The 23,388-nt window shown below is 48.3% G+C and carries 21 protein-coding genes; 13 read left to right on the top strand and 8 right to left on the bottom strand.

Annotated features, from left to right (window positions below; translation table 11 throughout):
• Positions 1-3: 3 nt before the first annotated feature.
• The gene (locus tag FIU82_RS02745; protein ID WP_152440274.1) at positions 4-3,090 is read right to left on the bottom strand and encodes an ATP-binding protein; all 3,087 of its coding nucleotides are present in this window, start codon (positions 3,088-3,090) and stop codon (positions 4-6) included.
• A gap of 179 nt (positions 3,091-3,269) precedes the next feature.
• Here FIU82_RS02745 and FIU82_RS02740 point away from each other — a divergent pair, with 179 nt between their 5' ends.
• Positions 3,270-4,172 carry an ABC transporter substrate-binding protein gene (locus tag FIU82_RS02740; protein ID WP_152440273.1) on the top strand — a complete coding sequence of 301 codons (903 nt, stop codon included), beginning with the start codon at positions 3,270-3,272 and terminating at the stop codon, positions 4,170-4,172.
• Here the strand turns inward: FIU82_RS02740 and FIU82_RS02735 are convergent.
• The 4 genes from FIU82_RS02735 to FIU82_RS02720 all read right to left on the bottom strand — a co-directional run bounded on the left by FIU82_RS02735 (position 4,129) and on the right by FIU82_RS02720 (position 8,340).
• On the bottom strand, positions 4,129-4,746 hold the full coding sequence (locus FIU82_RS02735; protein ID WP_152440272.1) for a LysE family translocator: 618 nt from the start codon (positions 4,744-4,746) through the stop codon (positions 4,129-4,131). The two genes, FIU82_RS02740 and FIU82_RS02735, sit on opposite strands and share 44 nt — an antisense overlap.
• 2 nt (positions 4,747-4,748) lie before the next feature.
• Complete coding sequence (locus tag FIU82_RS02730; RefSeq protein WP_152440271.1) at positions 4,749-6,887, bottom strand: exonuclease domain-containing protein; 2,139 nt, start codon at positions 6,885-6,887, stop codon at positions 4,749-4,751.
• Between the two features lie 46 nt (positions 6,888-6,933).
• Positions 6,934-7,539: a fumarylacetoacetate hydrolase family protein gene (locus tag FIU82_RS02725; RefSeq protein ID WP_130148659.1), complete on the bottom strand. Its 606-nt coding sequence runs from the start codon at positions 7,537-7,539 to the stop codon at positions 6,934-6,936.
• A gap of 63 nt (positions 7,540-7,602) precedes the next feature.
• Positions 7,603-8,340, bottom strand: coding sequence for a hypothetical protein (locus FIU82_RS02720; RefSeq protein WP_152440270.1), 738 nt, complete (start codon positions 8,338-8,340; stop codon positions 7,603-7,605).
• Between the two features lie 151 nt (positions 8,341-8,491).
• Between FIU82_RS02720 and FIU82_RS02715 the strand changes: the two genes are divergently transcribed.
• Positions 8,492-9,625 carry a sensor histidine kinase gene (locus FIU82_RS02715; RefSeq protein WP_152440269.1) on the top strand — a complete coding sequence of 378 codons (1,134 nt, stop codon included), beginning with the start codon at positions 8,492-8,494 and terminating at the stop codon, positions 9,623-9,625.
• On the top strand, positions 9,606-10,271 hold the full coding sequence (locus tag FIU82_RS02710) for a response regulator transcription factor (RefSeq protein ID WP_152440268.1): 666 nt from the start codon (positions 9,606-9,608) through the stop codon (positions 10,269-10,271). The genes FIU82_RS02715 and FIU82_RS02710 overlap by 20 nt, the downstream gene beginning before the upstream one ends.
• Here the strand turns inward: FIU82_RS02710 and FIU82_RS02705 are convergent.
• Positions 10,261-11,679, bottom strand: a complete 1,419-nt coding sequence (locus tag FIU82_RS02705; protein WP_152440267.1) for a diguanylate cyclase — start codon at positions 11,677-11,679, stop codon at positions 10,261-10,263. The genes FIU82_RS02710 and FIU82_RS02705 overlap by 11 nt on opposite strands.
• 128 nt (positions 11,680-11,807) lie before the next feature.
• Here FIU82_RS02705 and FIU82_RS02700 point away from each other — a divergent pair, with 128 nt between their 5' ends.
• On the top strand, positions 11,808-12,041 hold the full coding sequence (locus FIU82_RS02700) for a hypothetical protein (protein ID WP_152440266.1): 234 nt from the start codon (positions 11,808-11,810) through the stop codon (positions 12,039-12,041).
• Between the two features lie 57 nt (positions 12,042-12,098).
• On the opposite strand, the gene pepB is transcribed toward FIU82_RS02700, so the two are convergent.
• Positions 12,099-13,394 carry an aminopeptidase PepB gene (gene pepB, locus FIU82_RS02695; RefSeq protein WP_045979682.1) on the bottom strand — a complete coding sequence of 432 codons (1,296 nt, stop codon included), beginning with the start codon at positions 13,392-13,394 and terminating at the stop codon, positions 12,099-12,101.
• A 78-nt stretch (positions 13,395-13,472) separates the two neighbouring features.
• Here pepB and sfsA point away from each other — a divergent pair, with 78 nt between their 5' ends.
• Positions 13,473-14,180, top strand: coding sequence for a DNA/RNA nuclease SfsA (sfsA, locus tag FIU82_RS02690; protein ID WP_152440265.1), 708 nt, complete (start codon positions 13,473-13,475; stop codon positions 14,178-14,180).
• Here sfsA and FIU82_RS02685 read toward each other — a convergent pair.
• Positions 14,152-16,710 carry a penicillin acylase family protein gene (locus tag FIU82_RS02685; RefSeq protein ID WP_152440264.1) on the bottom strand — a complete coding sequence of 853 codons (2,559 nt, stop codon included), beginning with the start codon at positions 16,708-16,710 and terminating at the stop codon, positions 14,152-14,154. The genes sfsA and FIU82_RS02685 overlap by 29 nt on opposite strands.
• A gap of 151 nt (positions 16,711-16,861) precedes the next feature.
• Between FIU82_RS02685 and FIU82_RS02680 the strand changes: the two genes are divergently transcribed.
• The 8 genes from FIU82_RS02680 (at position 16,862) to FIU82_RS02645 (ending at position 23,372) form a co-directional block, all read left to right on the top strand.
• Positions 16,862-17,869 carry an AraC family transcriptional regulator gene (locus FIU82_RS02680; RefSeq protein ID WP_152440263.1) on the top strand — a complete coding sequence of 336 codons (1,008 nt, stop codon included), beginning with the start codon at positions 16,862-16,864 and terminating at the stop codon, positions 17,867-17,869.
• 193 nt (positions 17,870-18,062) lie between these two features.
• Positions 18,063-18,506: an RNA polymerase-binding protein DksA gene (gene dksA / locus FIU82_RS02675; protein ID WP_022944268.1), complete on the top strand. Its 444-nt coding sequence runs from the start codon at positions 18,063-18,065 to the stop codon at positions 18,504-18,506.
• Positions 18,507-18,512: 6 nt separating this feature from the next.
• Entirely contained in the window at positions 18,513-19,457 is a 945-nt protein-coding gene (gluQRS, locus tag FIU82_RS02670; protein WP_152440262.1) for a tRNA glutamyl-Q(34) synthetase GluQRS, read from the top strand.
• Positions 19,458-19,534: 77 nt separating this feature from the next.
• On the top strand, positions 19,535-20,965 hold the full coding sequence (pcnB, locus tag FIU82_RS02665) for a polynucleotide adenylyltransferase PcnB (protein ID WP_082079329.1): 1,431 nt from the start codon (positions 19,535-19,537) through the stop codon (positions 20,963-20,965).
• The gene (gene folK / locus FIU82_RS02660; protein ID WP_152440261.1) at positions 20,965-21,444 is read left to right on the top strand and encodes a 2-amino-4-hydroxy-6-hydroxymethyldihydropteridine diphosphokinase; all 480 of its coding nucleotides are present in this window, start codon (positions 20,965-20,967) and stop codon (positions 21,442-21,444) included. The genes pcnB and folK overlap by 1 nt, the downstream gene beginning before the upstream one ends.
• 12 nt (positions 21,445-21,456) lie before the next feature.
• Positions 21,457-22,251, top strand: coding sequence for a 3-methyl-2-oxobutanoate hydroxymethyltransferase (gene panB, locus FIU82_RS02655; protein WP_152440260.1), 795 nt, complete (start codon positions 21,457-21,459; stop codon positions 22,249-22,251).
• 12 nt (positions 22,252-22,263) lie between these two features.
• Positions 22,264-23,115, top strand: coding sequence for a pantoate--beta-alanine ligase (panC, locus tag FIU82_RS02650; protein WP_152440259.1), 852 nt, complete (start codon positions 22,264-22,266; stop codon positions 23,113-23,115).
• Between the two features lie 20 nt (positions 23,116-23,135).
• Entirely contained in the window at positions 23,136-23,372 is a 237-nt protein-coding gene (locus FIU82_RS02645; protein ID WP_026111017.1) for a hypothetical protein, read from the top strand.
• Positions 23,373-23,388: the final 16 nt, after the last annotated feature.

Below are 23,388 nucleotides of genomic sequence, written 5' to 3'. Positions count from 1 at the left end.
AGGCTACTTTTCTGATTTCACATCTATTTGCGTGCGCTTTTTCACATTGGCTACGCTGAGCCAGTAATACACTTTCTCTAACAGCTGGTCAGCATCAACAGGTTTGGTGATGTAATCACTCATACCGGCTTGCAAGCAGCGTTCACGATCCCCTGCCATGGCGTTGGCAGTCATCGCGACAATCGCAATGCCGGTGTACTGCTCACCCGCATCCCCTCGACGAATCGCTAAACTGGCACTGTAGCCATCCATCACCGGCATTTGGCAATCCATTAAAATGACGTCAAAGTGCGGATCAGCATTGAGAATATCCAACGCTTGTTTGCCATCCCCACAACTGACTAGGGTAATGGGTAAATCTTTAAAGACACCGGTCACAACCACTTGGTTAATAGCGTTATCGTCTACCACTAGCACTTTTGCACCTGAAACCGAATGAAAGTCGAGTGCGGTGACCGGTGGGCTATCACACAGTGGCTGCTCCGCTCCTTCGGCTGAAAACAAAATATGGGCCAACACCACAGCAGAAATGGGTGGTGAGAGGCACTCAACATTGTCATATTGTTCAGCAAATGCCGTATTCATTTGATACTGACTACAATTGACGATGACTTTAAGTTTTTCACTGTGCTGGGCATGTAATAAGGTATGTAAATGCGCTTGCACCTCTCGACCTTGTTTCGTAGCGTCGACAAACAATAACAACTGATGAAAATCACCAGAAGCTGCGAGTTGGTCAACATCATGCCAGTCGGCGTCGATTACTTCAGCGCCCCACTGGCGCAAATGATTCGTGAGCACCTGTTTACGTATGGCTACTTCATCGATGATAACTGCGCAGGACCCAGCCAAAGGCTTAGCAGTAACCGCACGACTTTTTGCACTACGTAGCATAATATGACCTACAAAGCGCGACCCTTTCCCAAGCTCACTCTCTACGTGAATCTCTCCTCCCATCAACATTACCAGTTGTTTGGTGATGGCAAGCCCCAGCCCTGTACCACCATATTTTCTGGTGATACTATTATCGGCTTGAGTGAACGCGTTGAACAGGCCGTCAATCTTATCAGGTTCAATGCCCACCCCCGAATCTTCAACTACGAAGTCAATTCTGCAGTCAGCTCCATCTTTCTTGCTTTTGACGCAGACTAACACATAACCATTGTGCGTAAACTTAATCGCATTACCAATTAGATTAGTAAAAATCTGTCGAATACGGGTGACATCGCCCAAGAAGTTGGGCTGAGTAAGACCACTACTATCTAGTAGCAGCATTAGTCCCTTCTCTTTCGGGCGAATAGAGTTGGATTGTAGTAACTCACTAAGCACAACCTCTAAATTGACACTTTGTACTTCAAGCTCCATCTTCCCTGCTTCAATTTTAGAGATATCAAGCACGCTATTAATCAAACCCGTTAGATTCGTAGCACTGGCCTGCGCTAATTGCAGATAATGGTTTTGTTGCTCGCTTAACGGCTCTTTTTTGATCAGATTGAGCATGCCAAATACGCCATTCATGGGGGTGCGCAGCTCGTGGCTCATATTGGCTACAAATAGGCTTTTCGCTTCGTTAGCTAGCTCAGCCTCCTTGCGAGCAACGTCTAGCTCTTCGGTGCGCTCTGCCACTTTAGCCTCTAACGATGTGTTAGCTTGTTCAAGCTGCTGCCGTAGAGTTTGTTCTTTGGTAATATCATACAAAATTAAGGCTACAGAAGCGTGCTTACTATTACGTCGTCCGCTAATAGGAACTAAACTAATGTTAATTGAGCGTTCACGGTTATCAAACTCCACCATCCTGACACTCAGCTCCATTGCTTGGCCTTGACGGATGCCCTGTTCTAAGGCTTCATTAGTTTCTTTATCAAGCCTTAATAGTGTCATTACACTTTGACATTTGGCAGTGCGTTGTGAGCACTTTACAAGCTCCAATGCGGGGGAGTTACAGTTCGTGACGAAGCCTTCATGATTTACCAGCAAAATAGGCATTTTTGTACGCTGGAAAATAGTAAAGTACTCATGGTTTGACCGAGACAAACGAACCTGTCTATTTAAGTACTGATAGTAAGCCAACATAAAAATTAAGGAACAAGCGTATAAGAAGAGCAGAATACCCAACCGCGCAAACCATTTATCGTGAATCACTGTTTCGAAGTAGCTCACCGGTGTAAATAAATGCAATGAGATGACTATTGGCTCTATTTCACTACCTAGAAACACCTCTCCTGATTGCGAGTAAACTTTCTCAGAGCTAGCCTTATCCAAATAGATAGGCATCTCATAAAACCGTTTATTGGTATCTGCAAACTGCCGCTTAGCCGCTACATAGAGCGGATCAAACTCATTAGCGAATACCCAATTATCTTTGGGGTGAATAAAGAATTGTTCTTGAGCGCCAACGCCTATTAGAGTAAGGTAATTTGGTAGATCGCTTTGTAACGAATCAATTAAAGGCTTTGCATCATAGTTGATTATTATCATTCCCTGTGCGACGCCATCGGGACCGAAAACAAGCTGACTGATTCGATACGTCGGTTGATAAGGCTGTTGTAGTTTTCCAAATTCCCGGTTCAGACCTATTTCAGAGACAAAAGTGTCTCCTTTTTGTAACTCCATGGTACGGTGTATATAGTCCCTACCAGCTTTAGATTGTAATTGAGAGTCTGAGACTCGAACTATATTTTTTCCCTCTAACTGTACTTTTAATAACTCAGAATGGTTTGGATCAGTCAAAACAAAACGCATTTGTAAGATGTGCTTATGCTCTTGCATGTAAGCTTTAAAATTGCTGGCGAGTATAGCTTTCCAATCAAGTAAACTTATCTTCGTTTTAGGGTCTACCTGTTGATTGTTCAAGGCTCTAACAATCCCCAATGTACTTGGTAACTGGGCAAAGTACTCCACTTCGTCCCGGCCCAACGCTATGGACTCATTGACCATGTTTACTTTATCGGAAAGCTCTTCATCAAGGACTCGCTTTAAGTTTTGAGCTTCTTCAGTTGTAACAAGATAATGCGTGTAAAACCCCGCCCCTGTAAACAGCAAGGAGAGGACCAGCGTCATAGTGATAAGCCCGGAGCGTTCAAGCCTCATCGCTGTAACCTCTTTGTAGGTTAAAACTTTAACTATCTTTAAAGTTTAGGTGAGTTTTAGTACTTAACAAGTTCCACTGATTTTTCTACCAGATTATGTAGATAATTGGCGAGATGCGTACAAATTTCTATACTCAGCTAGAACACCTTATAAATACCATTACCGCACAGGGAGAGACTATGCTTAAGCCACGACAACTACTTGTTGCCACTTTGGTTTTATGTACAGCTTGGAGTACCAAGGCACAAACGGTAGAGAAAATCATTTGGCTGCAAAGCAAGACTCCGCCCTTCCATTTACCTCGTACTACAGAGTATCCCTTTGCAGGACTATGTGATGAGTTGCTCAACCAGCTCATCACCAATATGCCAGGTATTGAACATGAAAAGCTGCTATTGCCGCAAAAGCGTATTCACCGCTATATGAATGAAGGCGAAAAGGTGTGCTTCCCGTGTATGATCCACCGAAATAAAGATACACATACTGCAAAGCTCAGTATCCCCACAGCGGTGTATCCTCCCTTTGCACTTATCACTACGGTAGACAAGCGCGATCAACTCACACAAGTCCATGGTCAGCCTATTAACTTGGCGAGTTTGTTTGCCGATGACTCTTTTACTTACGGCCAAGTGGCTGCGCGACGTTTTAATGGCGAACTGCAAGCGTTACTGCAGAAGACCTCCCACTCCCGCCCTGCGGTATTGAGTTATCGCGCCGATGGCGAAAGCGGTGCAATTGCCGAAATGCTACAACATGGCATCATCGACTACACCCTTGATTACCCGTATATGGCTCGCTATTTCGCTAAGAAATACGGCAATATCCGCGCCTTAGAAACCAACCTCACACAAGACTTAGTCAGAGGCGCAGTAGGCTGCTCCGCGAGCGCTGCAGACGGCTTCGCTGAGCAAGCTATTTCGGCCATCAACAAAGCGCTCAAACAAGTCGTTTTGGAAAATACCAATTACGTGCTGTCACAGCGTTTTTGGTTAGCCCCTTATTTCACTGATTTTGATGCGGTTTATAAAACTCACGTGCTCAAAGCCACTGACGAGCAACCACCATCAACGCAAGACCCATAAAGGCAACACTGAGTAAGCGGTTGATCAACACTTGATTGCGCTCCAATACAGGTAAAAATCGACCGTGGCTACACAATAGTGCCACTATCACATACCAACTCGCATCAATGACGGTAGGCGTTGCCACCATAACAGCGCCTTGCACGGTACTGACTTGCTCTGCGGGGATGAATTGAGAAAATAACGCGATAAAGAAAATGGCTAATTTAGGATTCAAAAAAGCGATAGCAAAGCCATCTGTGGCGGCTTTTTTATAGCTCCCTCGGGTTGTCTCAATGGTCAGCTTTCCTGCGCTACTACGCCAACTGTTAATAGCGAGGTATACGAGATAAGCCGCCCCTCCATAAATGAGCGCGGTGTACAACATCGGCCACTGATGAATAAGTGCGCCCAACCCTAACACCGCTGTTAAGGCATACACACCCACACCAAAACCATGGCTCAATGCGGTGATAATACCCGCCGTGCGGCCACTGGCTAGACAATGCTTCAGCACCACAGCCAAGCTAGGCCCGGGAGACATCGCCCCCATTAAGCATATTCCTACCAGCGCTAACCACATTGATAATTCCATTGTTATTCTTGCCTTTGTTGTTGTATTAAATTAAAAATAGCCACCGTTGCTTCTGCGTCACTCATGGCGCGGTGATGCCGCGACAATACGATATCTAAATCGGCACTTAAACGTGCTAAAGAGTATGATGCATGTCCGGGCAAGTAACTGCGACCCAAGCGCACCGTACATAGCTTCGCCATACTTAAGTGGCGTTCGGTACGGGCAAATTCTGCTTTTAAAAAGCCATAATCAAAGTTAACGTTATGGGCGACAAAAATACAGCCTTGCATAAATTGCCACAGCGATTCTGCCAACTCTGCGAATACAGGGGCATCGGCCACCATCACATTATCTATGCCGGTAAGCTCGGTAATTGCTCGCGGTATGTGACGCTGTGGGTTAACTAACGAATGCCAACGCGCAACTTCCTTACCAGCCACCACCTTGATAGCGGCGACTTCGGTGATCCGATGGCTGTGATGGCGCCCACCGGTGGTTTCTATATCAACAATCACATAAGGCTGTTCACTGTTCACCTGCCAGCGTACGGTTTGCACACTGACATCAAACCCGGCACGCTGCAATTGTTTTAACGCCACCAGCTGGTTACGGCGCAAGCTATCACCCGGCGCTTTTATTTCCTCAAAACGCACTTTGCCAGATGTGATCACCATCAAATCTGGATAACCGTCCTTGGCGCTGCGGAAGTCTTTCGCCATGGTTTCAAGTTGCGTATAAACCGCGCTTAGGGGGGCATGATTGATGAGAGCCACCAATGGCGCTAATACTTCTTCGTGCCACCGAATAAATGCGTTGGGCTGTTGGTAGTAGCGACTGGCCGCCGCGCTGATGTGATTGATTAGCGCCCCTTTACTGTTATGTTCTGCGAACAGTTCACGTATTTGCTGCTGATAATAGTGATAAAACTGGCCGTCACGTAAGCTTGCAGGAAAAACATCAAACTCACTCCCCCTGCCAGTCTGCTCGCCATCAAACAGTAAGTGCCAAAAACAGAGCGCAAATAAGTGTTGCCACAACTGATTTTCGCTATGCAGCGCTTGTTCGCCGCGTTGGGTATATAAATCTATCACCCCCTGCTCGACTCGATGGCGATACGCCTCATCTATAGCCAACGGTTCTTTCTCAGCCAGCAGGTCGCTCAGTACGCTGGTGCGTTTACCTTGATATTTTAAAGCGTAAAAATCCTCGGCGAATACAAATACCTCATCGCTAGGCGGATCGTCAATCAATGCGCATAAACGCTGCTCAACCCATTGCCTGTGCCCTTTTTTAAAGCGCTGACGCAGCAGCAATTCAATGGCGCGATTATCCTCACTGTGTGCTAGCACTGATAATGCTAAATCTTGATGTGGCGGTTCCGCGAGTAAGGCTTTACCTAAACGATAGAGATACTCATGCGAATAGCGCTCTGCCAGCGCACCTATAGCGCTTGGTAGCTGCGTTACTTGCTCGCCATAATGCACCAGCTGCTGCTCGCTCAACTCGCTAACCTGGGCCCGTAATTGCGCATAAGTGAACGCACTTTTAGCCCCTTCTAAGGTGTCAAAGCGCGGGATGACCTTGCCTTGTTGGGTGCGCATAATCCCTAAATCACGCAACGAAAAATGACCCAGCCCAGCTTGTAGGCGACCAAAAAAGATAAAACATAAATAAGCTAAAACCGGGTTATAGGCATGGACTACATAACTGAGAAATACATGGCTGTGGCAAGCTTTGGCAAAGCTCACGTGGGTTTGGCAATAGCCCAACCATTGCTCTTTACGCTTAGACAACGCCACCCCGGGTAGTCCCAGTTCACGACAAAGTGCGACTAGCTCAGCTTTGGTTAATGCCACCAACCATTGTTCAAACTCCCCCTCGTGTACATGACGCAACCAACCTCGACGCTTGAGTAAGGCGAGCGCCAGTGGCGCTTGCTCTATCTCGTCATAATGCAAGCTGCTTTGTTCAAGAAAATCAGACTTGCGATTAAAGCCACGCACCAAAACACACTGGGCATTTTTTGGTAAGGCTAAAAAGTTATCAATAAAGCGCTGTTCATGGGCACCGCATAAATGCCAGCCTTGATGCTGGAAAAAATGCAGCAACTCCAAGAAGTGATCATGATAATAGGTTGGGGGTAAAGACTTGTTGTACATAAACTCGGTAATTCCGACTTGGTGGCACAAGCCTAATACTGTTTATTTATACAGTCAAGTTATCTCTTGCGCGCCAGCTCTGGCTCACTATCACCTCTTGGGAGAGCAGCAGCTGCGCCGTAAACTCAGCCCCTGCGTGCACTTCCCCAACGCCTTTAGGGGTGCCAGTCATCAGCCAATCGCCCGGCTGCAAAGCCATAAATGTAGCCAGCTCTTGCACCGCCATAAGAGGCGGGTACATCATATGCTTTACTTCACCGTGCTGTACTTGCTTGCCATCAATCAGTAAACGCACACCCAATTGCGAAATCTGTGCTTCGCTAATATCAATAAAGTCGCTCATCACCACGGCACCATCAAAGGCTTTAGCACGCTCCCAAGGCAGTCCTGCTTGCTTGAGTTGGCTTTGCAGCATGCGCTTAGTTAAATCAAGCCCCACCGCTGCTTGAGTGAGACCTTGCTCGGTCATACGCAAGCAGATCTCAGCTTCGTAATGTAACCTATCGCCTTGATGCTGAGCATAAAGATGCTGGCTAAGACTACTGCTAGGCTTGTTAAATACCACCATCTGCTCTGGAATAGCATTGCCCAACTCGTGAATATGCTCAACATAATTACGGCCAATACATACAATTTTTCCCGGTAAGCTCATGGGCGTTATCTCTTTTTTCTTTATTTGCCGCTCAGTGTAACTGCCTTTATAAAGAGCGCCAAGCTAGACACCATAGCGTCGACGATAGTGCTGCGCGGCGTACATCAAGCCCGCGCTACCTACCAAAGTGGGTAGCAGCCAACCAATTAACTGGGCATCACTTCCTAATACCGCATTAAATAGACGGCGTCCGCCAAAGGCACCAAAAGCGGTATACACACCAATACCGGAGCCTAACATGGCGCTCAGGTGCTCAATAACCCAGCTACGAGGCCGCACAGAGGGTCGGTAAATATAATGCGCCATAGTGACTGCGATAACCATGGCTAACACCGAAAACGCCAGCAATAACACTTGTTGCTGTTGCCACCCTAGGTAAAAGGTATAACAAGCACATAGAGCCAGTGCTGCAATAAGCCCAAGGTGAGCTGGCGTGCGTAATAAGGAACGCTGCTCCTTGGCCACCAACACTCGCCGGCCATGATAAACCGACACCCACACCAACATTGATAACATGCTTAAAAACCATGCCATACGATGGTTAACCTGTAGATAGCGGCGCAACTCTTCTGCCGTGCTCAAGGTATCGATATTGCGCGCGCCCAACGGGTCTAATAGCACTAGTGCACAGCAAAAAAGGCCACTGCCTGCAATTGCGTACATCACATACGCATAGACCTTACCACTTTGACTGTGCAGCCGGGAGCCTTTGGCCGCACACACTGGCAGCCAAAATAACACTAAAGCAATGCATCCTAATACAATATGTATATAAAGCGCCCCTTGATGTAACCAATACATAACTCTTCTCACTGTGTTGCCAATTAACAGTGTTAGAGTACAAACGCCATGCTGACACGGTAAGTCACATTCGTCATTTTGGTGCATGACATCTGTCACAACATGCGTTGCACTGCTGGTGTTAGATGCGTGCTGTGGATATAGTTAAGGAATGAAAAAATACTTTCGTTATCAGTTATCTTGGTTAGTAGTCGTGCTCGTAACTTGGGCCGTTATCGCGATACCGCGCATCATGGTCAACACTGAGCATGGGTTTACTGCATTAGCCACCATAGAAGTGGTGATACACACACTCATGTTGCTTTGCTTACTACTGGTCATAAACGAGCAAGAGCAAAGTTACGGCTACCCGGTACGCTATGTACTACTGGTAGTTATTGGTGCGGGCATTATCGGCCTGCAACTGCTCACTAGCGCAACACTGATTCTCATCTACATGGTGATGTTTAGCGCCATTTTGGTTTATTACTTGCCGCTGCGTTACTGTTACCTCAGCATTGCTGTTAACGCGGTACTCTTTTTACTCCTACAGCGATTTTATTGGCATCACCCATGGCCTGTTTTGAATACCCTTTCTACCAGCGCCTTTTGCTTATTCGCGTTAGTGGTGAGCCAACGCACAATGGCCGAACAGCAAGCCAAAGAAGCACTGCAAATCAGTAATGCCTCCTTGCAAACCACTCAAGCCTTATTAATCCAAGCAGGAGCAAGTGAAGAGCGCTTACACCTTGCGCGTGAACTGCATGATGATGTAGGCCATCAATTAACGAGCCTTATAATGCAACTAGATATTGCTCGGCGTACCGCCTCGGATACGCTTAAACCACAACTTGAACACTGTTATCAACATGCTCGGCAAACGCTTGCTAGTGTCCGCTCTGTGGTCAGTGGTAAACGCAACCACAGCCCGATTGATTTACAGCCTACCTTAATGCAGTTAGCTGAAAACACGCCACGCATTGCGGTGGTTGTACACTACCAAGCTCACCCACTGCTGGCACAACTTAATTATGCCCAATGTGTGCTGCGCTGTGCTCAAGAGGGAATTAGCAATGCTTTAAAGCATTCGCTTGCTACGGAGCTACATATACATTTGTATAACCATAACCCACTGCGGTTGACGATAAGTGACAATGGTGGTCACTTACATAATCCAGTGCCTGGCAATGGCCTGTTGGGGCTAAAGGAGCGCGTTGAAACCTTGGGCGGCACGTTTACGTTCACCCCCAATAGCAAAGGCATGGTGTTAAATGCGGAGTTTCCCTATGCAAACGACAACCATTAAAGTTCACCTGGTTGACGACCAACACTTAGTTCGTGCAGGGTTGGCGAGTTTGCTGGCGCTCGATAAGCGCATCCAGGTCAGTGGTGAGTCTGTGGACGGCCAAGCCTTTTTAGAGTGTTATCAACAGGGAAACGTGGATGCGGATGTAATTCTACTGGATGTACGCATGCCACGATTAGACGGCATAGGCGTGCTACAGGCACTTGCGAAGTACCACGCGCCGCCCTGCCTTATCCTAACCACCTTCAACGACAGCGACATTTTGTTTCGGGCTATTGAGCACAACGCCAAAGGGTTCATGCTTAAGGATGCATCACTGGAAGAGTTGGTTGCAGGGATCATAGCACTCTCACAAGGCGGTAGCGTATTACAACAAGCACTAAAAGAGGCGGTGATGGCTAAGCAGCGCAGTGTAGTAACGCCACAAGTACAGGGCTTAACAGCGCGCGAACAGCAAATTTTACAGCTTATTTGTGCAGGCTATGCCAATAAAGAAATCGCCGCTAAATTACACAAAGCACCAGGCACTATTCGCAACGCGGTATCGACGATATTAACTAAACTTGAAGTGCGCGATCGCACCCAAGCCACCATTAAAGCCATCGAATTAGGCCTGTACTGCGCTGCGAATACACCTAGTGATTAATACACACTTGATTACGACCCTGCTGCTTTGCCTTGTAGAGGCTTCCATCCGCACGACTGAGCGCAGAACCGATATCTTCACCTTGGTTAACGTGAGTAACACCGATGCTGCACGTCACGCGAAGTTCGGGGTAGTCATCAAAAGTAAGTTCACTAATGGCGATGCGAATTCGCTCGACAATGCCACAGCCTTGCTCAAGGTGGGCACTGAGTAACAATACAAACTCTTCACCACCAAAACGAGCGGCTAAGTCATGCTCACGTAATTGCTTGGTGAGGCAATAGGCCACGCATTCCAACACTTCATCACCAGCCTGATGACCAAAGCGGTCATTCACCTTCTTAAATAAATCTAAATCGACGACCGCAATGCTGCTACTTTTTCCCTTTAGCCCACCGCAGCGTAAGCTGTGTTCAGCGGCATCCATAAAGGCATTTCGCTGCATTAACTGCGTCAAGTCGTCAAACCGAGCTTGATGCTGCCAATAGTGTTTTGAATCGGTCTCATTGAGTAATTGCGACTGCAATAGTCGCCCGCCTATAGTTAACATGGAAAGGGTCACAATAAACGATTGCAGCATAAACAATGACTGCATGGGGGTATCTTGAATAAAAGGGCCAAAGTCATGACCAAAAAGCACCACCAGCGCCGCCACAACGGCTAACAATACCGAATAAACAAAGACACTGGCGCAGACAAAGATCATCACTAGTACGCAAGGCAAAACAGCGAAAATAAAGCCACCGAGCCAAAGTTTGCCTGTGAGCATCGCCGCCAAAGCCAGTACAATCGCCGCACATGCCAGCGCAGATTGACGCAATGGCCATTGCTGTTGCTTCACAAAAGCATCAAAAAATGCGTAGACCAGCAAAGCACCTAAAATGTCGGAAAACAGCAATTGCAGCACATACTGAGCAAAGAGTTCGCTACCAATATACCCACCTAAAATAAGGTTGACCGTTAGCATCACCACAGACAACGCAATAGGCAGCAGATAAACTCGCACAACCAAGGTGACCAAGTCTTGAAAGCGGCTTAAGCCACTTTGTAAATGGCGTTTAACAAGCCCCGCCATCACCCAAGGCGCAAGTGTATCAATCAAAGCCGCGATACTGGTATGCACTACCCCATGGGCCATGTCCGCCACCTGCATACCAGGATAATTAGCAGCGAAACTTGCAATAAAAACCACAATGGCCGATGCCTTGCCCAATCGCAAATACATCACTAGCGCTACACCAACACTGAGCCAAATCAAGGTGATATTAGCAGGCTGAGTCGCCATAAAGGTCATACCGAACTGCGCTAAAGCGTAGTACAACAGGCCGCCAATCAATAGCTTAGGAAACGTATTGAGATGAGGTAAGCGCGCGCTTGCATGAGATTGTGCTTTTACTGTCGGTGTCACAGCGAACCTGTCTAATGATTATTTATTATTTTGGGACGAAATATACCTTGTATGAGGTAGATCAATCCAATAAAAATTTACATTTGCTTAAATAATAGTCGCAAAATGTGACTAAAAGTGATTACCCCATGCAAAAAGCCACCCAACTCACCCTATTAAAATGCATCATAGTATTGGGACTGTTGCTCATTTTGAGTGGTCATAGCCTGCTTGTCGTGGATGGCTTCCGCCAGTATTTTGGTATGTACAGCTATATGTTTGGCGCTATGTGTATTGCTATTGGGCTTATTCTCTCACTCCCCACAAAAATTTATCTGACCATTTTATTAATGCGCCATGAGGGCCATGATTCCAAGCTTTAAGTTAATTTTAGGCATAAAAAAAGCGGCGCAAGGCCGCTTTCTATCGAATTGTTAAAGTTACGACTTTTCTTGTAGCGTACGTGCAACCGTACGCATACCTTGTGTCGTTGCCCCAGCTGCCCACATGCCCGTAGCGGATGTTTGAAACGCTGCGGCTAAATCGATATGCACCCAGCCTTGGCCTTCATCACGAACAAAGCGAGACAAGAATCCGGCGGCGTTTGAGGCGCCACCAAAACCACCACCTTTTTGTGGACGACTATTAGCGGTGTCAGCATAAGGTGATGGACAGTTGTGCTGGTGGAACTTCTCCAATGGCAACGGCCATGCACCTTCAAATTCTTCTTTAGCGAAGCCTTCAACATCGCGTACCATGTCTTTGTCTAGGCCAAATAGGGCGTTATATTCCTGACCCACAGCCACTAACGCTGCGCCCGTTAAGGTGGCTGCATTAATAATGGTTTTTGCCCCAGACTCACTGGCGGCCATCAAACCATCAGCTAGCACTAGGCGGCCTTCGGCGTCGGTATTCACAATTTCCACTGTGGTGCCGTTTTTATAGGTCAGGATGTCACCAAGTTTATATGCGTGCCCTGAAATCAGGTTCTCGGCACAACAAAGGTATAATTTAACTCGCTTATCTAAACCACGACTAATTGCTAGGGCCAAGCCTGCGGTGACGGTTGCTGCACCGCCCATATCGCACTTCATGCCCAGCATCCCTTCGCTCGGCTTGATTGAATAACCGCCAGAATCAAAGGTGATCCCTTTACCAACAAGTGCAGAAGCCACTTCAGCGGCATCATCACCTGTGGGGTTAAAATCAAGCTCTAGTAGCACCGGTGGGCGCTCACTACCGCGACCGACTTCGTAAATACCAATCCACTGCTGCTCTTTTAGTGCTTCACCTTTGATAATTTGATAGCTGACATGCTCAGGCGCCAGAGACTGAATAAATTCACCCGCCTTTTCCGCCAGGCTTTCTGGGTAAATTTCTTCTGCCGTGCCGTTGATCATCTGGCGCATCCAAGTCGCTGCTTGCTTAAGCGCTTGCAGCTCCTTAATGTCGCTTTGGTCGTTATCAACAAAGCTCACCCCATCGAGTACCTTAGGGCTAACAAAGCCTTGGTAGAATGCCCACTGACTTTCAGTGCACCAAGTATCGCCGCTTAACTGCACCGCTTTTACGCCTTGATTAGCTATGGCGCGGCCCGCCTTTTGTACGTTTTTAAGGGTTTCATCTTCACTTAAGTGCACCGTGGCACCTTGTTCATTGAAAGACACTGATGCAGATTCGCCCCAATGACTAGGCGCAGCTTGTTCACTTAGGTGTACTAAAAATTGTTGACTCATGTGGGTCCTCTTGGACTGTGATTACAATTACTCGCAGTTTACACTAGGGCTATGCAGTTCTAAAGCGAAGTGAGATTAATGTTATTTCCTGCCCCGTTACAAAGCGCCACCCTGCTAAAGCGCTATAAACGTTTCTTAGTGGATTTGCGCGACGAAGATGGTAATGAGTTCACCGTGCACTGTGCTAACACCGGTAAAATGACCGGCTGTGCCGAGCCTGGCGTGCACGCCTACTACTCCACCAGCGACAACGCCAAACGCAAATACCCGCATAGTTTGGAGCTCAGTAGTAACGCCCAAGGGGATTTAATTTGTGTTAATACCGCCGTGGCTAATAAAGTCGCCATTGAGGCCATCAACAACGATGTGATCGAAGAACTGCAAGGCTATGAACAACTACACAGTGAAGTAAAATACGGTGCAGAAAATAGCCGTATCGACATACTGTTGCGCGATGCCGACAAAGCAGATTGCTATATCGAAGTAAAATCAGTGACCTTACTTGAGCACTCAGGACAGGGTTACTTCCCCGACGCGCAAACGCTACGTGGGCAAAAACACCTGCGCGAGTTAACCGCCATGCGCCAACAAGGAAAGCGGGCGGTGTTACTGTTCGCTGTGCTGCACAGCGGCATCAACCAAGTCAGCGCCGCCGCCCATATTGATCCGGTTTACGCCGACCTCCTGCGCCAAGCGCAGCAAGCCGGCGTTGAAGTGTTAGCCTATAAAGCCCGTATCAGTGCCGAGGAGGTCACCCTCACTCAGCGCTTGGCTTTTCAAGACTAATACTCATCTCGGCAATCAAGTTGTTGCTAATGTCGCCCTCAGAAAAATACAGCGGGCGCAAAGCGGCTTGTTGCGAGTAATAACGGCTTTGGTCGTCGAAGTGTGGTGAGTCTGAGTGTGCGCTCTGAGACATGGTCAGCAACCCTTTGGCAACCGGGCCGTTCTCGGTAAAGTTCATCACAAACATCCAGCTTGAACCATAGTTGATGGGGTAACCAGATGCACTGAGATTGGAAGCCAGTGGTGCGCCGCTAAGCGCATCATTGAGCGCGGGGAAGCTAACATAGGGGATCACCGTCGAATCGGAAAGCCCACGGCGGTCAAAGCGAAATACGTTAAAGCCGCCTTCGACATGCATAGGGCCCGCCCAGGGGAGTTTTTCTCCTGAGGCCATGCCCCCGGCCAGTGTTTTTTCAACGAACTGCAACTCACCCAAGGTCGCATCCAGGGCAAAACCATTGTCGGTCACATTTAGTACCGCATGTGCCAGAGTTTGTAATGCTGAGCCATCGGGGCGCAACGTGTTCGGAGTATTTGCAGCATCGATGCTGGAGAAGTTATCAAACAAATGCACTGCTGGGTCAAATAAGTGCGCAAACTCACGGATCAGCGCAGCGCCTTTGGTCTGCAAGGTCATCTTGCCGTCAAACTGAGCCAACAGCGCGCAGGCATCACTTAAGTCAACCGCCCGACCATCAAGGTTAATAGGCTCGTTGCCCTGAGCCTGACATTGATTTACCAGCTCCGGAAAGACCAAGTCATAAAGGTAAATATCATTGCCAATTAACGCTTGCTCGAGCTCAGCTAATGAGAACTTACCGTCTTCGCCACCGCCTTCACGCAGTAGCTTTAGTCCCATGCGCGTGCGCAGTGATTGCGGGTATTGCACGTCTCCATATTGCGCAGCAAATCCTGACAGCGGTTGCTCGGGGTTGGTGAGCCAATAACTGTCATTGGAATTTTGCACATAATCGCTGCGCTCTAACTTCGGCGCCTCGGCATAAGGCACCACGCCATCAGCGGCAAATAATGAGGTATCGCCAGGGACTAAATCGAACCCTGTTTGCTCACGTAATGCCACTAATTGTGGCTCTAATCGCAGCGCCAGGTTAGCGGTTTCCCCCACTTTTAGAACGGTGGAGTCATCAATAAAAAAGGCATTGCCGTGCTTGTCCGCTGCCATGGTATTGTTAAAGGATACGCCATCAAATTCGGCAAATGCTGCTTTCATGTCGTCCAAGCTACTGGCGGCATTCATACGCGACCAAAAGCCCACCACATCCATATTAAATTCGTTGGCATCTTTAATGGTAAATGCGTGACTGTCACTCCACCCTAATCCTTGCGCGGCTGGGGTCTCGATCATCAAGCCTTGATGTGAGTAATAGTAGTCTTTCGTCAAGGTAATACTCTGCCCTGGTGCAATGGCAACATCGACATTGATGGTTTTGCTGTTAATGGCCATAGGCTCACCATCTAAGGTGTAACTTAAGCGGTCATTGTCACTGAGCGCTAACTGGTAAATAATGAAATGCCGAGCCTTGGAGAAGGTATGAGTCCAAGCGACATGCTCATTAAAGCCGATATTGACCACACCCGGCATGCCCTGCAAGCTGCCGCCCATGACATTGAGTGATTCAGGGATGGTCAAATGCGATTGCCAGAACCTGAGGTTACCGCGATGCGGAAAATGCGGGTTCGCTAACAAGCCACCCATGCCATTTTCCATTTTATCTTTACCTAACCCCCAACCGTTCGAGCCCAAGTGCTCATACTTCTTTTCTAGCTTTAAGGTTTTCGTACGGGCATTCAAATTGGCAGCAAAACTCTGCGCCACCGCCCCGCTTTGGGCCATAACTGGCAGGTATTCATCGCCCTCACCAGGGTTGGCATAAAAGGCTAAATCAAGAAAGTTGGCAGAGCTGGCTAATTGCACTGTGGCCATAGAGTAGGCCAGCATATCTTCAGGGGTGAGCGTAATCACCCAAGGTTGTGAGGCGCACTCGGGGGCGAGATTAGCAGCCCCGGTGTCACTGACATACTTATTAAACCCAGCAACAAAGCCTTGATAATGGGCGCGACTTTGCGCATCGAGCTGGTCGTAATTTTCTGCAGCATAGTCATTAACGCCCAAGGCCTTATAGCCAAAGTCTGAAATCAAATGAGCGGAGTCGCCGCTGCCAGGGACTTCATCTGGGCCAAAGTAACGGCTACGGTGGCCTCGCACTTTGACGATTTGGTCCATCAATACACAGGCATTGTCTTTGGCATAGGCGTAGCCACTACCAAATGCCAAGCTCTCAACATTGTCTGCTTTAATATGGGGGACGCCGTAAGTGGTCCAACGTATATCAGCGTTTAACGTACCATCGTCATCAAACAGCACCAGAGGTTTAGGTTCAGGGTCCGGTTGTACTGGGTCCGGGGTTTCGACCACAGGCGAGGTATTGTCATCGGAGTCAGAGCCGCAACCATTTAAGGTTAGTGCGCTGATGACGGCAAGGCACAGCGGCGTAAACGATGTTTTCATAGGGTGTCCTTCTCTATTGTTATTCTACTTGCTCTGCTTCACCTTGCCCTAAGCTCAGGTGTAAATCTTGACCTATAACGCCAAAAATTGACTTTACGCGCCAATTAGCGCAGCGTGGATAAAGAACAATAAAATAATAACAAATAGCACTATGAGTCCCTCTTTTGTCAGCCATCAAGTACTGCGCTCTTTGGTTTTGTTTTTAGAAACAAAGGGGCTGAAACGAGCCGACGCCTTGCACCAGCTGCGCTGCGATGAGCAGGCACTACACCAGCCTAGTGAAAGCTTTCACCTTGGCCATTACCACCGCCTAATGCTTTGGGCGCATCAGCAACTCAATTGCGCACATATCGGCTTATACTTTGGTGTGCAATTGGACCTTGAGCGCTGGGGCGTGCTTGGTCATCTTGCTGCCGTGAGCCCTAATTTACACCGGGTCATTGACTACGGACGTCGATTCCACCCATTAGTGCGCCACACCCAAAGCCTCACCTTTCATCAGCGAGCGCAAACGCTAACTTTAGATTTAGGGCCCACGCAGTCGCACTGTTACTACGTAATTGATGAGCTTTTTGCTAGCTGGCTAAGCTTTGCTCGCATGTATGTCTTGCAAGCTGAGCAGCTGACGCCGGTTGCCGTGCACCTAATGCGCTCGCCACCTAATAACACCAAGGAACAGCGTATTTACGAAAACGTGTTTAAATGTCCAGTGTATTTCAATAGCAGCACTAACAGCATGACCATCGCACGGGGGTTGCTTAGCCAACCTCTCAAGCAGCCCGATACCACCCTAGAGCAGCTGTTACTGCATCAGGCTCAACAACAACTGGATGCGCGCTTTGATTTACGCGAAAAAGTAAAACAGCAACTGGTAGCGCATTTGCCACAGCGGCTCAATGTAGAGCAAGCGGCGCAACTGTGCGCTGTGCCAACACGCACATTGCAGCGTCATCTGGCGCAGCAGCAAACAAGCTTTTCGCAATTATTGGATGAAGCCCGTGCGCGTCTGGCTTTACAGCTCTTTGAATCTGGCTATAAAGCCATTGATATTGCAACAAAACTTGGTTTTTCTGAGCAGAGTGCGTTGCAACGAGCTTTCAAGCGTTGGTACGGCAAATCACCAAAACGTTATCTTATTACAAAAAACAACTTGAAATAGTGGCCAAGGACACCATATAAAGCTGAATTAAGAAAAGAATAAACGCCACACTTTATCGTTCCTTTTTACCAGTCATGATGGATTCAGTCGCCATCGGGTTAAGAAAAAAGTGTTTGCTAAGGGGGTGGTATTCTGCTATTTATAGCCGCCGGTTATTTCCGGGGACTGTATATTAAGGATTTAGGAGAGTGTTATGCCAGAGCAGCGTAAACTAGGGTTAATCGCTCAGGCGGGGTTAGAACCGTATCAAGAACAGCCAGGCGAAGAGTATATGAATGAGCAGCAACGTGCTCACTTTCGCAAAATTCTGGAATCATGGCGTAACGAACTGAGAAATGAAGTTGACCGCACCAAGACCCATATGGCGGATGAAGCGGCTAACTTTCCAGACCCAGTCGATCGTGCCGCGCAAGAGGAAGAGTTCTCTTTGGAACTTCGCACTCGTGACCGCGAACGTAAGCTAATTAAAAAGATTGAAAAAACCCTCACACTTATCGATGAAGACGAGTTTGGTTATTGCGAATCTTGTGGTATTGAAATCGGTATTCGCCGCTTAGAAGCGCGACCAACTGCAGATTTGTGTGTGGACTGTAAATCACTCGCTGAGATTAAAGAGAAGCAAGCCGGTCGCGGTTAATCAACCATGACAACTACGGGTTTGGGCACGAGCACACCTGCCGCGCGCCATTACGTTGGCCGTTTTGCCCCTTCCCCATCCGGTCCCCTGCATTTCGGCTCTCTGGTAGCTGCTCTTGGTAGCTACCTAGATGCCCGCTGCCATCATGGCCGCTGGCTCGTTCGCATTGAAGATATTGACACTCCACGCGTCAAAGCTGGCGCTGATACCGACATTCTAAAAACCCTCGAAGCCTATGCACTGCATTGGCATGGTGACGTCGTTTACCAAAGCCAACGTTTAGAGCGCTATCAAGCAATCACCGATGAACTTTATGACCGAGGTTTAATTTACCGCTGTCAATGCACCCGCAAACAAATTAAAGCCATGGGCGGCGTCTATGACAATCGCTGCCGCAACTTGACGGTGAGCGGTGATGAATATGCCCTCAGATTAGTTCAAAACCAGATTGTCGAGCGTTTTCAAGACCGCCTTCAAGGCGAGGTAAAAGTGTTGGCGCAACAAGCACGCGAAGACTACATTATTAAGCGCCGGGACGGCTTGTTCGCATACCAACTGGTCGTGGTCATCGATGACATTGACCAAGGCATTACTGATGTTGTCCGTGGTGCCGACATACTTATCCCCAGCGCACGGCAAATCGGCTTATTTACTGAATTAGGGGCCACTCCACCGAGCTATATGCACCTGCCGTTAGCTGTGGCCAGCCCAGGCTTTAAGCTGTCGAAGCAAAATTACGCGCCAGCTATCGAGCGCGCACACCCTCAACCAGCTCTATTAGATGCACTACGCTTTTTAGGTTTTCAACCTGACCCTGAACTGCTCCATGAGCGCGCTGCAACCATTGTTGATTGGGCTGTTAGCCAATACCCTAAAATACAGCTGCGTCAGGCCCTAGAAGTGCAAGTAAGTGAAAATGAAGCGGGCAACACCGAATTAACCACCCTATAAAGCCGTGATTTTTTGCTCCCTCGCTTAATTTTTCCGCCGCGCTGGTATATTATAAGCCACTTCTAAAATCGCCATAAATGCAGCCTAGGAGAGCGATTATCATTTCCAAATTGTTTCATTTTTGCCGACAAGCACTGTCCGCAAAAGAGCACATTGACGCCCACTCAGCAACCGTAGGGACGCTCGACGAGCCGGTGATTATCCCCCGCAGCGAGCACGGGATTTCGCGCAGCCAGTTTAGCCCCAACGCGTTAAAAGTATTATACCGGCTCAAAGACGGTGGTTTTGAAGCCTACCTGGTCGGTGGTTGTGTGCGCGATTTGCTACTGGGTCTGCAACCAAAAGACTTTGATGTCGTCACTAATGCGACGCCAGAGCAGGTTAAGAAGCTGTTTCGCAACTGTCGTTTAATTGGTCGTCGCTTTCGTCTCGCGCATATCGTATTTGGCCGCGAGATCATTGAAGTGGCGACCATGCGTGGTCACCACGAGGCGCAAGACTCAAAAAATAACGTCAGTCAGTCATCTGAGCATGGTCAACTGCTCCGCGACAACGTCTACGGTACTATCGACGAAGATGCCGAGCGCCGTGATTTCACTATCAATGCGCTGTACTACTCAATTAAAGATTTCTGCATTTATGATTACGCTAATGGCGTCGCAGCCATTAAAGGCCGCCGCATAGAGCTTATTGGCGATCCAGAGACACGCTACCGCGAAGACCCTGTGCGGATGTTGCGTGCCATTCGCTTTGCCACCAAGTTAGACATGAGCATTAGCAGCGCTACAGCAAAACCCATTACTGAATTGGCTGACTTACTTGCGCATATCCCGCCGGCTCGTTTGTTTGAAGAGTGTTTGAAGTTGTTTTTGGGCGGCAAAGCCGAAGCTAATTTCCATGCTTTGCGCCAATATGGGTTATTTAAGTATTTATTTCCCGCATTGGACAAGCTGCTTGATGCCAACCCAGGTGGTCAAGAAGAGCGTTTTATAGCGCAGATGTTTGCCAATACCGATGTGCGGATTAACGGCGACAAGAAAGTCACCCCGGCGTTTATTTTTGCCGCACTGCTGTGGTTCCCGCTGTTAGAGCGTTGTCAGTTGTTGATGCAACGCGATCAATTGCCACATTTTGAAGCCTTGGCTGCGGCCATGAACCAAATTTTATCGGAAAACGCCCAACATGTGGCAGTGCCTAAGCGTTTCACGCTAGGAGCACGAGACATTTGGCACATTCAACACCGCTTTGATAAACGCGGTGGCCAACGCGCCTATCGCCTGAGCCAGCAGCCACGCTTTAAAGCCGCTTACGACTTTATGTTGCTACTGGTAGATAGCGGTCAAGAGGACCTAAAAGAGCTGGCTGATTGGTGGAGTGCCTACCTTAATGCCGATGTGAACGGTCAAAAGATGATGGTCAAAGCCCTAGGAGGCAATAACCGCCCTCGTCGGCGTCGTCGTAGCGGCGGCTCACGCAACCGCAACAAACCTAAGGGTGAGTCACAATAATGACCCAGGTGTACTTAGGATTAGGTGCAAACCAAGGCGACCCTATCGCCCAATTACACCATGCCATTACTGAACTCAAGGCTCTGGCGGGCACCACAGCACACCGCTGCTCGGCGCTGTACGCTAGTAAACCTATGGGACCGCAAGATCAGCCCGACTATGTGAATGCGGTGCTCGCAATGCAATGCACCTTAGGCGCACACCAACTTCTCGATGCCACTCAAGCGATTGAACAACGACTCGGTCGAGTGCGCAAGGCCGAGCGCTGGGGGCCACGTACTTTAGATATCGATATCCTCTTGTTTGGCGAGCAATGCATTGATGATGCCCGCCTCACAGTGCCACATTACGGTATGAAAGAGCGTGAATTTGTGCTCTACCCACTTCATGAGCTAGCTCCTGATTTACAACTACCAGATGGCAGCTCGCTGCAACGCCTCGTGGCCAATACCCCACGCAATGGCTTAGAACAACTCTAATAAGGACAGCATATGGCGAAGATCTCAGTTTCTACTCTGGCAAAGAAAAAACAAGTAGGTGAAAAAATAACCTCGCTTACAGCCTATGATGCCAGTTTTGCCAAACTTTTTGCCGACAATGGCGTTGATGCCGTATTGGTCGGTGACTCCCTCGGCATGGTGCTGCAAGGCAGTGATGATACGCTCGCAGTCAGCATAGAGGATATTGCATATCACACGCGTTGCGTTCGCGCTGGCAGCCGCGATTTGTTTGTCATCGCTGATATGCCATTTATGACTTACAACACCGTTGCTGCAAGCTGCGAGAATGCTGCCAAGCTGATGCGTGCCGGTGCCAACATGGTTAAGGTGGAGGGCGGCGAGTGGCTGCATGACAGTATCCAAGCCCTCACTCAGCAAGGCGTGCCGGTTTGTGGACATTTGGGGCTAACGCCGCAATCGGTCCATGTGTTTGGCGGCTTTAAAATTCAAGGCCGTGACCAAGCGCAGGCGCAGAAAATGATTGCCGATGCGCAAGCATTAGAGCAGGCTGGAGCGCAGCTTTTGGTACTTGAATGCATTCCAAGCGCCTTAGCCAAAGCCATCACCGATGCGGTGAGTATTCCCACTATAGGCATTGGCGCGGGCAACCAGACCGATGGACAGATTCTGGTTATGCATGATTTAGTCGGTATTTCCGCAGGGTATATTCCTAAATTCTCGAAAAACTTTCTTGCCGAAACCGGTAACATGCCTGCGGCGGTGCAGAAGTTTTGTGAAGATGTAAAAAGTGGTGCCTTTCCTGGCCCTGACCATGAATTCAATTAGACGAAGATAGCTATGCAGACTACCAGCGAAATTCGCTCACTACGCAGCCAAATTAAGTCTTGGCGCCAAGCGGGGTTGAGCATCGCCTTTGTTCCAACTATGGGCAACTTACATGAGGGGCACTACTCACTTGTTGATAAAGCGAAAACGTTAGCAGATAAGGTAGTCGTCAGTATTTTTGTTAATCCCATGCAATTTGGTGCCAATGAGGATTTAGATGCGTACCCGCGTACCTTAAAAGCTGATCAACAGGGGTTAAGTGAGCGCGGTGCCGATTACTTATTTACTCCCACAGTACAAACCATCTACCCCAATGGCTTAGAAAGTCAAAGCTATGTTGACGTCCCTGGCGTATCATTGGGTTATTGCGGCGGTGCCCGGCCAGGACACTTTCGCGGTGTTGCCACTGTGGTCACTAAGCTGTTCAATTTAGTACAGCCTGACTTCGCCTGTTTTGGCGAGAAGGACTTTCAGCAGCTACAAGTTATAAAAACCATGGTGCGCGACCTGTCCATGCCGATAGAGGTCATCGGTGTGCCAACCCAACGAGATGTGAATGGTTTAGCACTAAGCTCTCGGAATAACTATCTTAATGAAGCGCAAAAGCAGCAAGCGAGCACCTTGTTTACTACCTTGCAGTGGGTCAAAGAACAAATACAGGCCGGTAATAACGACTTTGCCGACTTGGAGCATCAAGCTATCGCCCGCATAGAACAGCAAGGACTGCGTATTGATTACTTTAATGTGGCTGAGCGCAATCGACTGACAGCAGCGACAACCAAAGACTCTGAGCTGGTGTTATTAGTGGCCGCCTACTTGGATAAAGTGAGACTTATCGATAATTTAACGCTAGACTGCAGCTAAGTAACAGAAAAATAAAAGGGATGAATACCATGAAAGCGATTTTCGCGTTAGCTTTAGTCGCCGCTCTAAGTGGCTGTCAGAATAGTGTGGAAAACCCTGAGCTTAACCAGTGTGCACAGCAAAATTTTCAGTGTGAAACCAACTGTAGCAACAGCACCGTTGAAGAGAGTATGACCAACACCGTGTGCGTGGCCCAGTGCCAAGAAATCTACAACCGCTGTAAAGAGCAAGCCGAAAAGCTCGGCGAAATTCAATAACCAAACAAGCCGCCTA

The sequence above is a fragment of the Pseudoalteromonas sp. THAF3 genome (assembly GCF_009363775.1).
GTDB classification, from domain to species: Bacteria; Pseudomonadota; Gammaproteobacteria; order Enterobacterales; family Alteromonadaceae; genus Pseudoalteromonas; species Pseudoalteromonas ruthenica.
This window is presented reverse-complemented; position numbering and strand designations above follow the sequence as displayed.

What these genes read in the sequence shown, in the direction of transcription:
- FIU82_RS02715 (WP_152440269.1), top strand. Translation starts at nt 8,492, where the DNA reads ATGAAAAAATACTTTCGTTATCAGTTATCTTGGTTAGTAGTCGTGCTC.
- FIU82_RS02740 (WP_152440273.1), top strand. Translation starts at nt 3,270, where the DNA reads ATGCTTAAGCCACGACAACTACTTGTTGCCACTTTGGTTTTATGTACA.
- FIU82_RS02745 (WP_152440274.1), bottom strand. Translation starts at nt 3,090, where the DNA reads ATGAGGCTTGAACGCTCCGGGCTTATCACTATGACGCTGGTCCTCTCC.
- FIU82_RS02680 (WP_152440263.1), top strand. Translation starts at nt 16,862, where the DNA reads ATGAGTCCCTCTTTTGTCAGCCATCAAGTACTGCGCTCTTTGGTTTTG.
- pcnB (WP_082079329.1), top strand. Translation starts at nt 19,535, where the DNA reads ATGCAGCCTAGGAGAGCGATTATCATTTCCAAATTGTTTCATTTTTGC.
- FIU82_RS02645 (WP_026111017.1), top strand. Translation starts at nt 23,136, where the DNA reads ATGAATACCATGAAAGCGATTTTCGCGTTAGCTTTAGTCGCCGCTCTA.
- dksA (WP_022944268.1), top strand. Translation starts at nt 18,063, where the DNA reads ATGCCAGAGCAGCGTAAACTAGGGTTAATCGCTCAGGCGGGGTTAGAA.
- FIU82_RS02685 (WP_152440264.1), bottom strand. Translation starts at nt 16,710, where the DNA reads ATGAAAACATCGTTTACGCCGCTGTGCCTTGCCGTCATCAGCGCACTA.
- FIU82_RS02720 (WP_152440270.1), bottom strand. Translation starts at nt 8,340, where the DNA reads ATGTATTGGTTACATCAAGGGGCGCTTTATATACATATTGTATTAGGA.
- FIU82_RS02725 (WP_130148659.1), bottom strand. Translation starts at nt 7,539, where the DNA reads ATGAGCTTACCGGGAAAAATTGTATGTATTGGCCGTAATTATGTTGAG.
- gluQRS (WP_152440262.1), top strand. Translation starts at nt 18,513, where the DNA reads ATGACAACTACGGGTTTGGGCACGAGCACACCTGCCGCGCGCCATTAC.
- pepB (WP_045979682.1), bottom strand. Translation starts at nt 13,394, where the DNA reads ATGAGTCAACAATTTTTAGTACACCTAAGTGAACAAGCTGCGCCTAGT.
- sfsA (WP_152440265.1), top strand. Translation starts at nt 13,473, where the DNA reads ATGTTATTTCCTGCCCCGTTACAAAGCGCCACCCTGCTAAAGCGCTAT.
- FIU82_RS02700 (WP_152440266.1), top strand. Translation starts at nt 11,808, where the DNA reads ATGCAAAAAGCCACCCAACTCACCCTATTAAAATGCATCATAGTATTG.
- FIU82_RS02730 (WP_152440271.1), bottom strand. Translation starts at nt 6,887, where the DNA reads ATGTACAACAAGTCTTTACCCCCAACCTATTATCATGATCACTTCTTG.
- panB (WP_152440260.1), top strand. Translation starts at nt 21,457, where the DNA reads ATGGCGAAGATCTCAGTTTCTACTCTGGCAAAGAAAAAACAAGTAGGT.
- FIU82_RS02710 (WP_152440268.1), top strand. Translation starts at nt 9,606, where the DNA reads ATGCAAACGACAACCATTAAAGTTCACCTGGTTGACGACCAACACTTA.
- folK (WP_152440261.1), top strand. Translation starts at nt 20,965, where the DNA reads ATGACCCAGGTGTACTTAGGATTAGGTGCAAACCAAGGCGACCCTATC.
- FIU82_RS02735 (WP_152440272.1), bottom strand. Translation starts at nt 4,746, where the DNA reads ATGGAATTATCAATGTGGTTAGCGCTGGTAGGAATATGCTTAATGGGG.
- panC (WP_152440259.1), top strand. Translation starts at nt 22,264, where the DNA reads ATGCAGACTACCAGCGAAATTCGCTCACTACGCAGCCAAATTAAGTCT.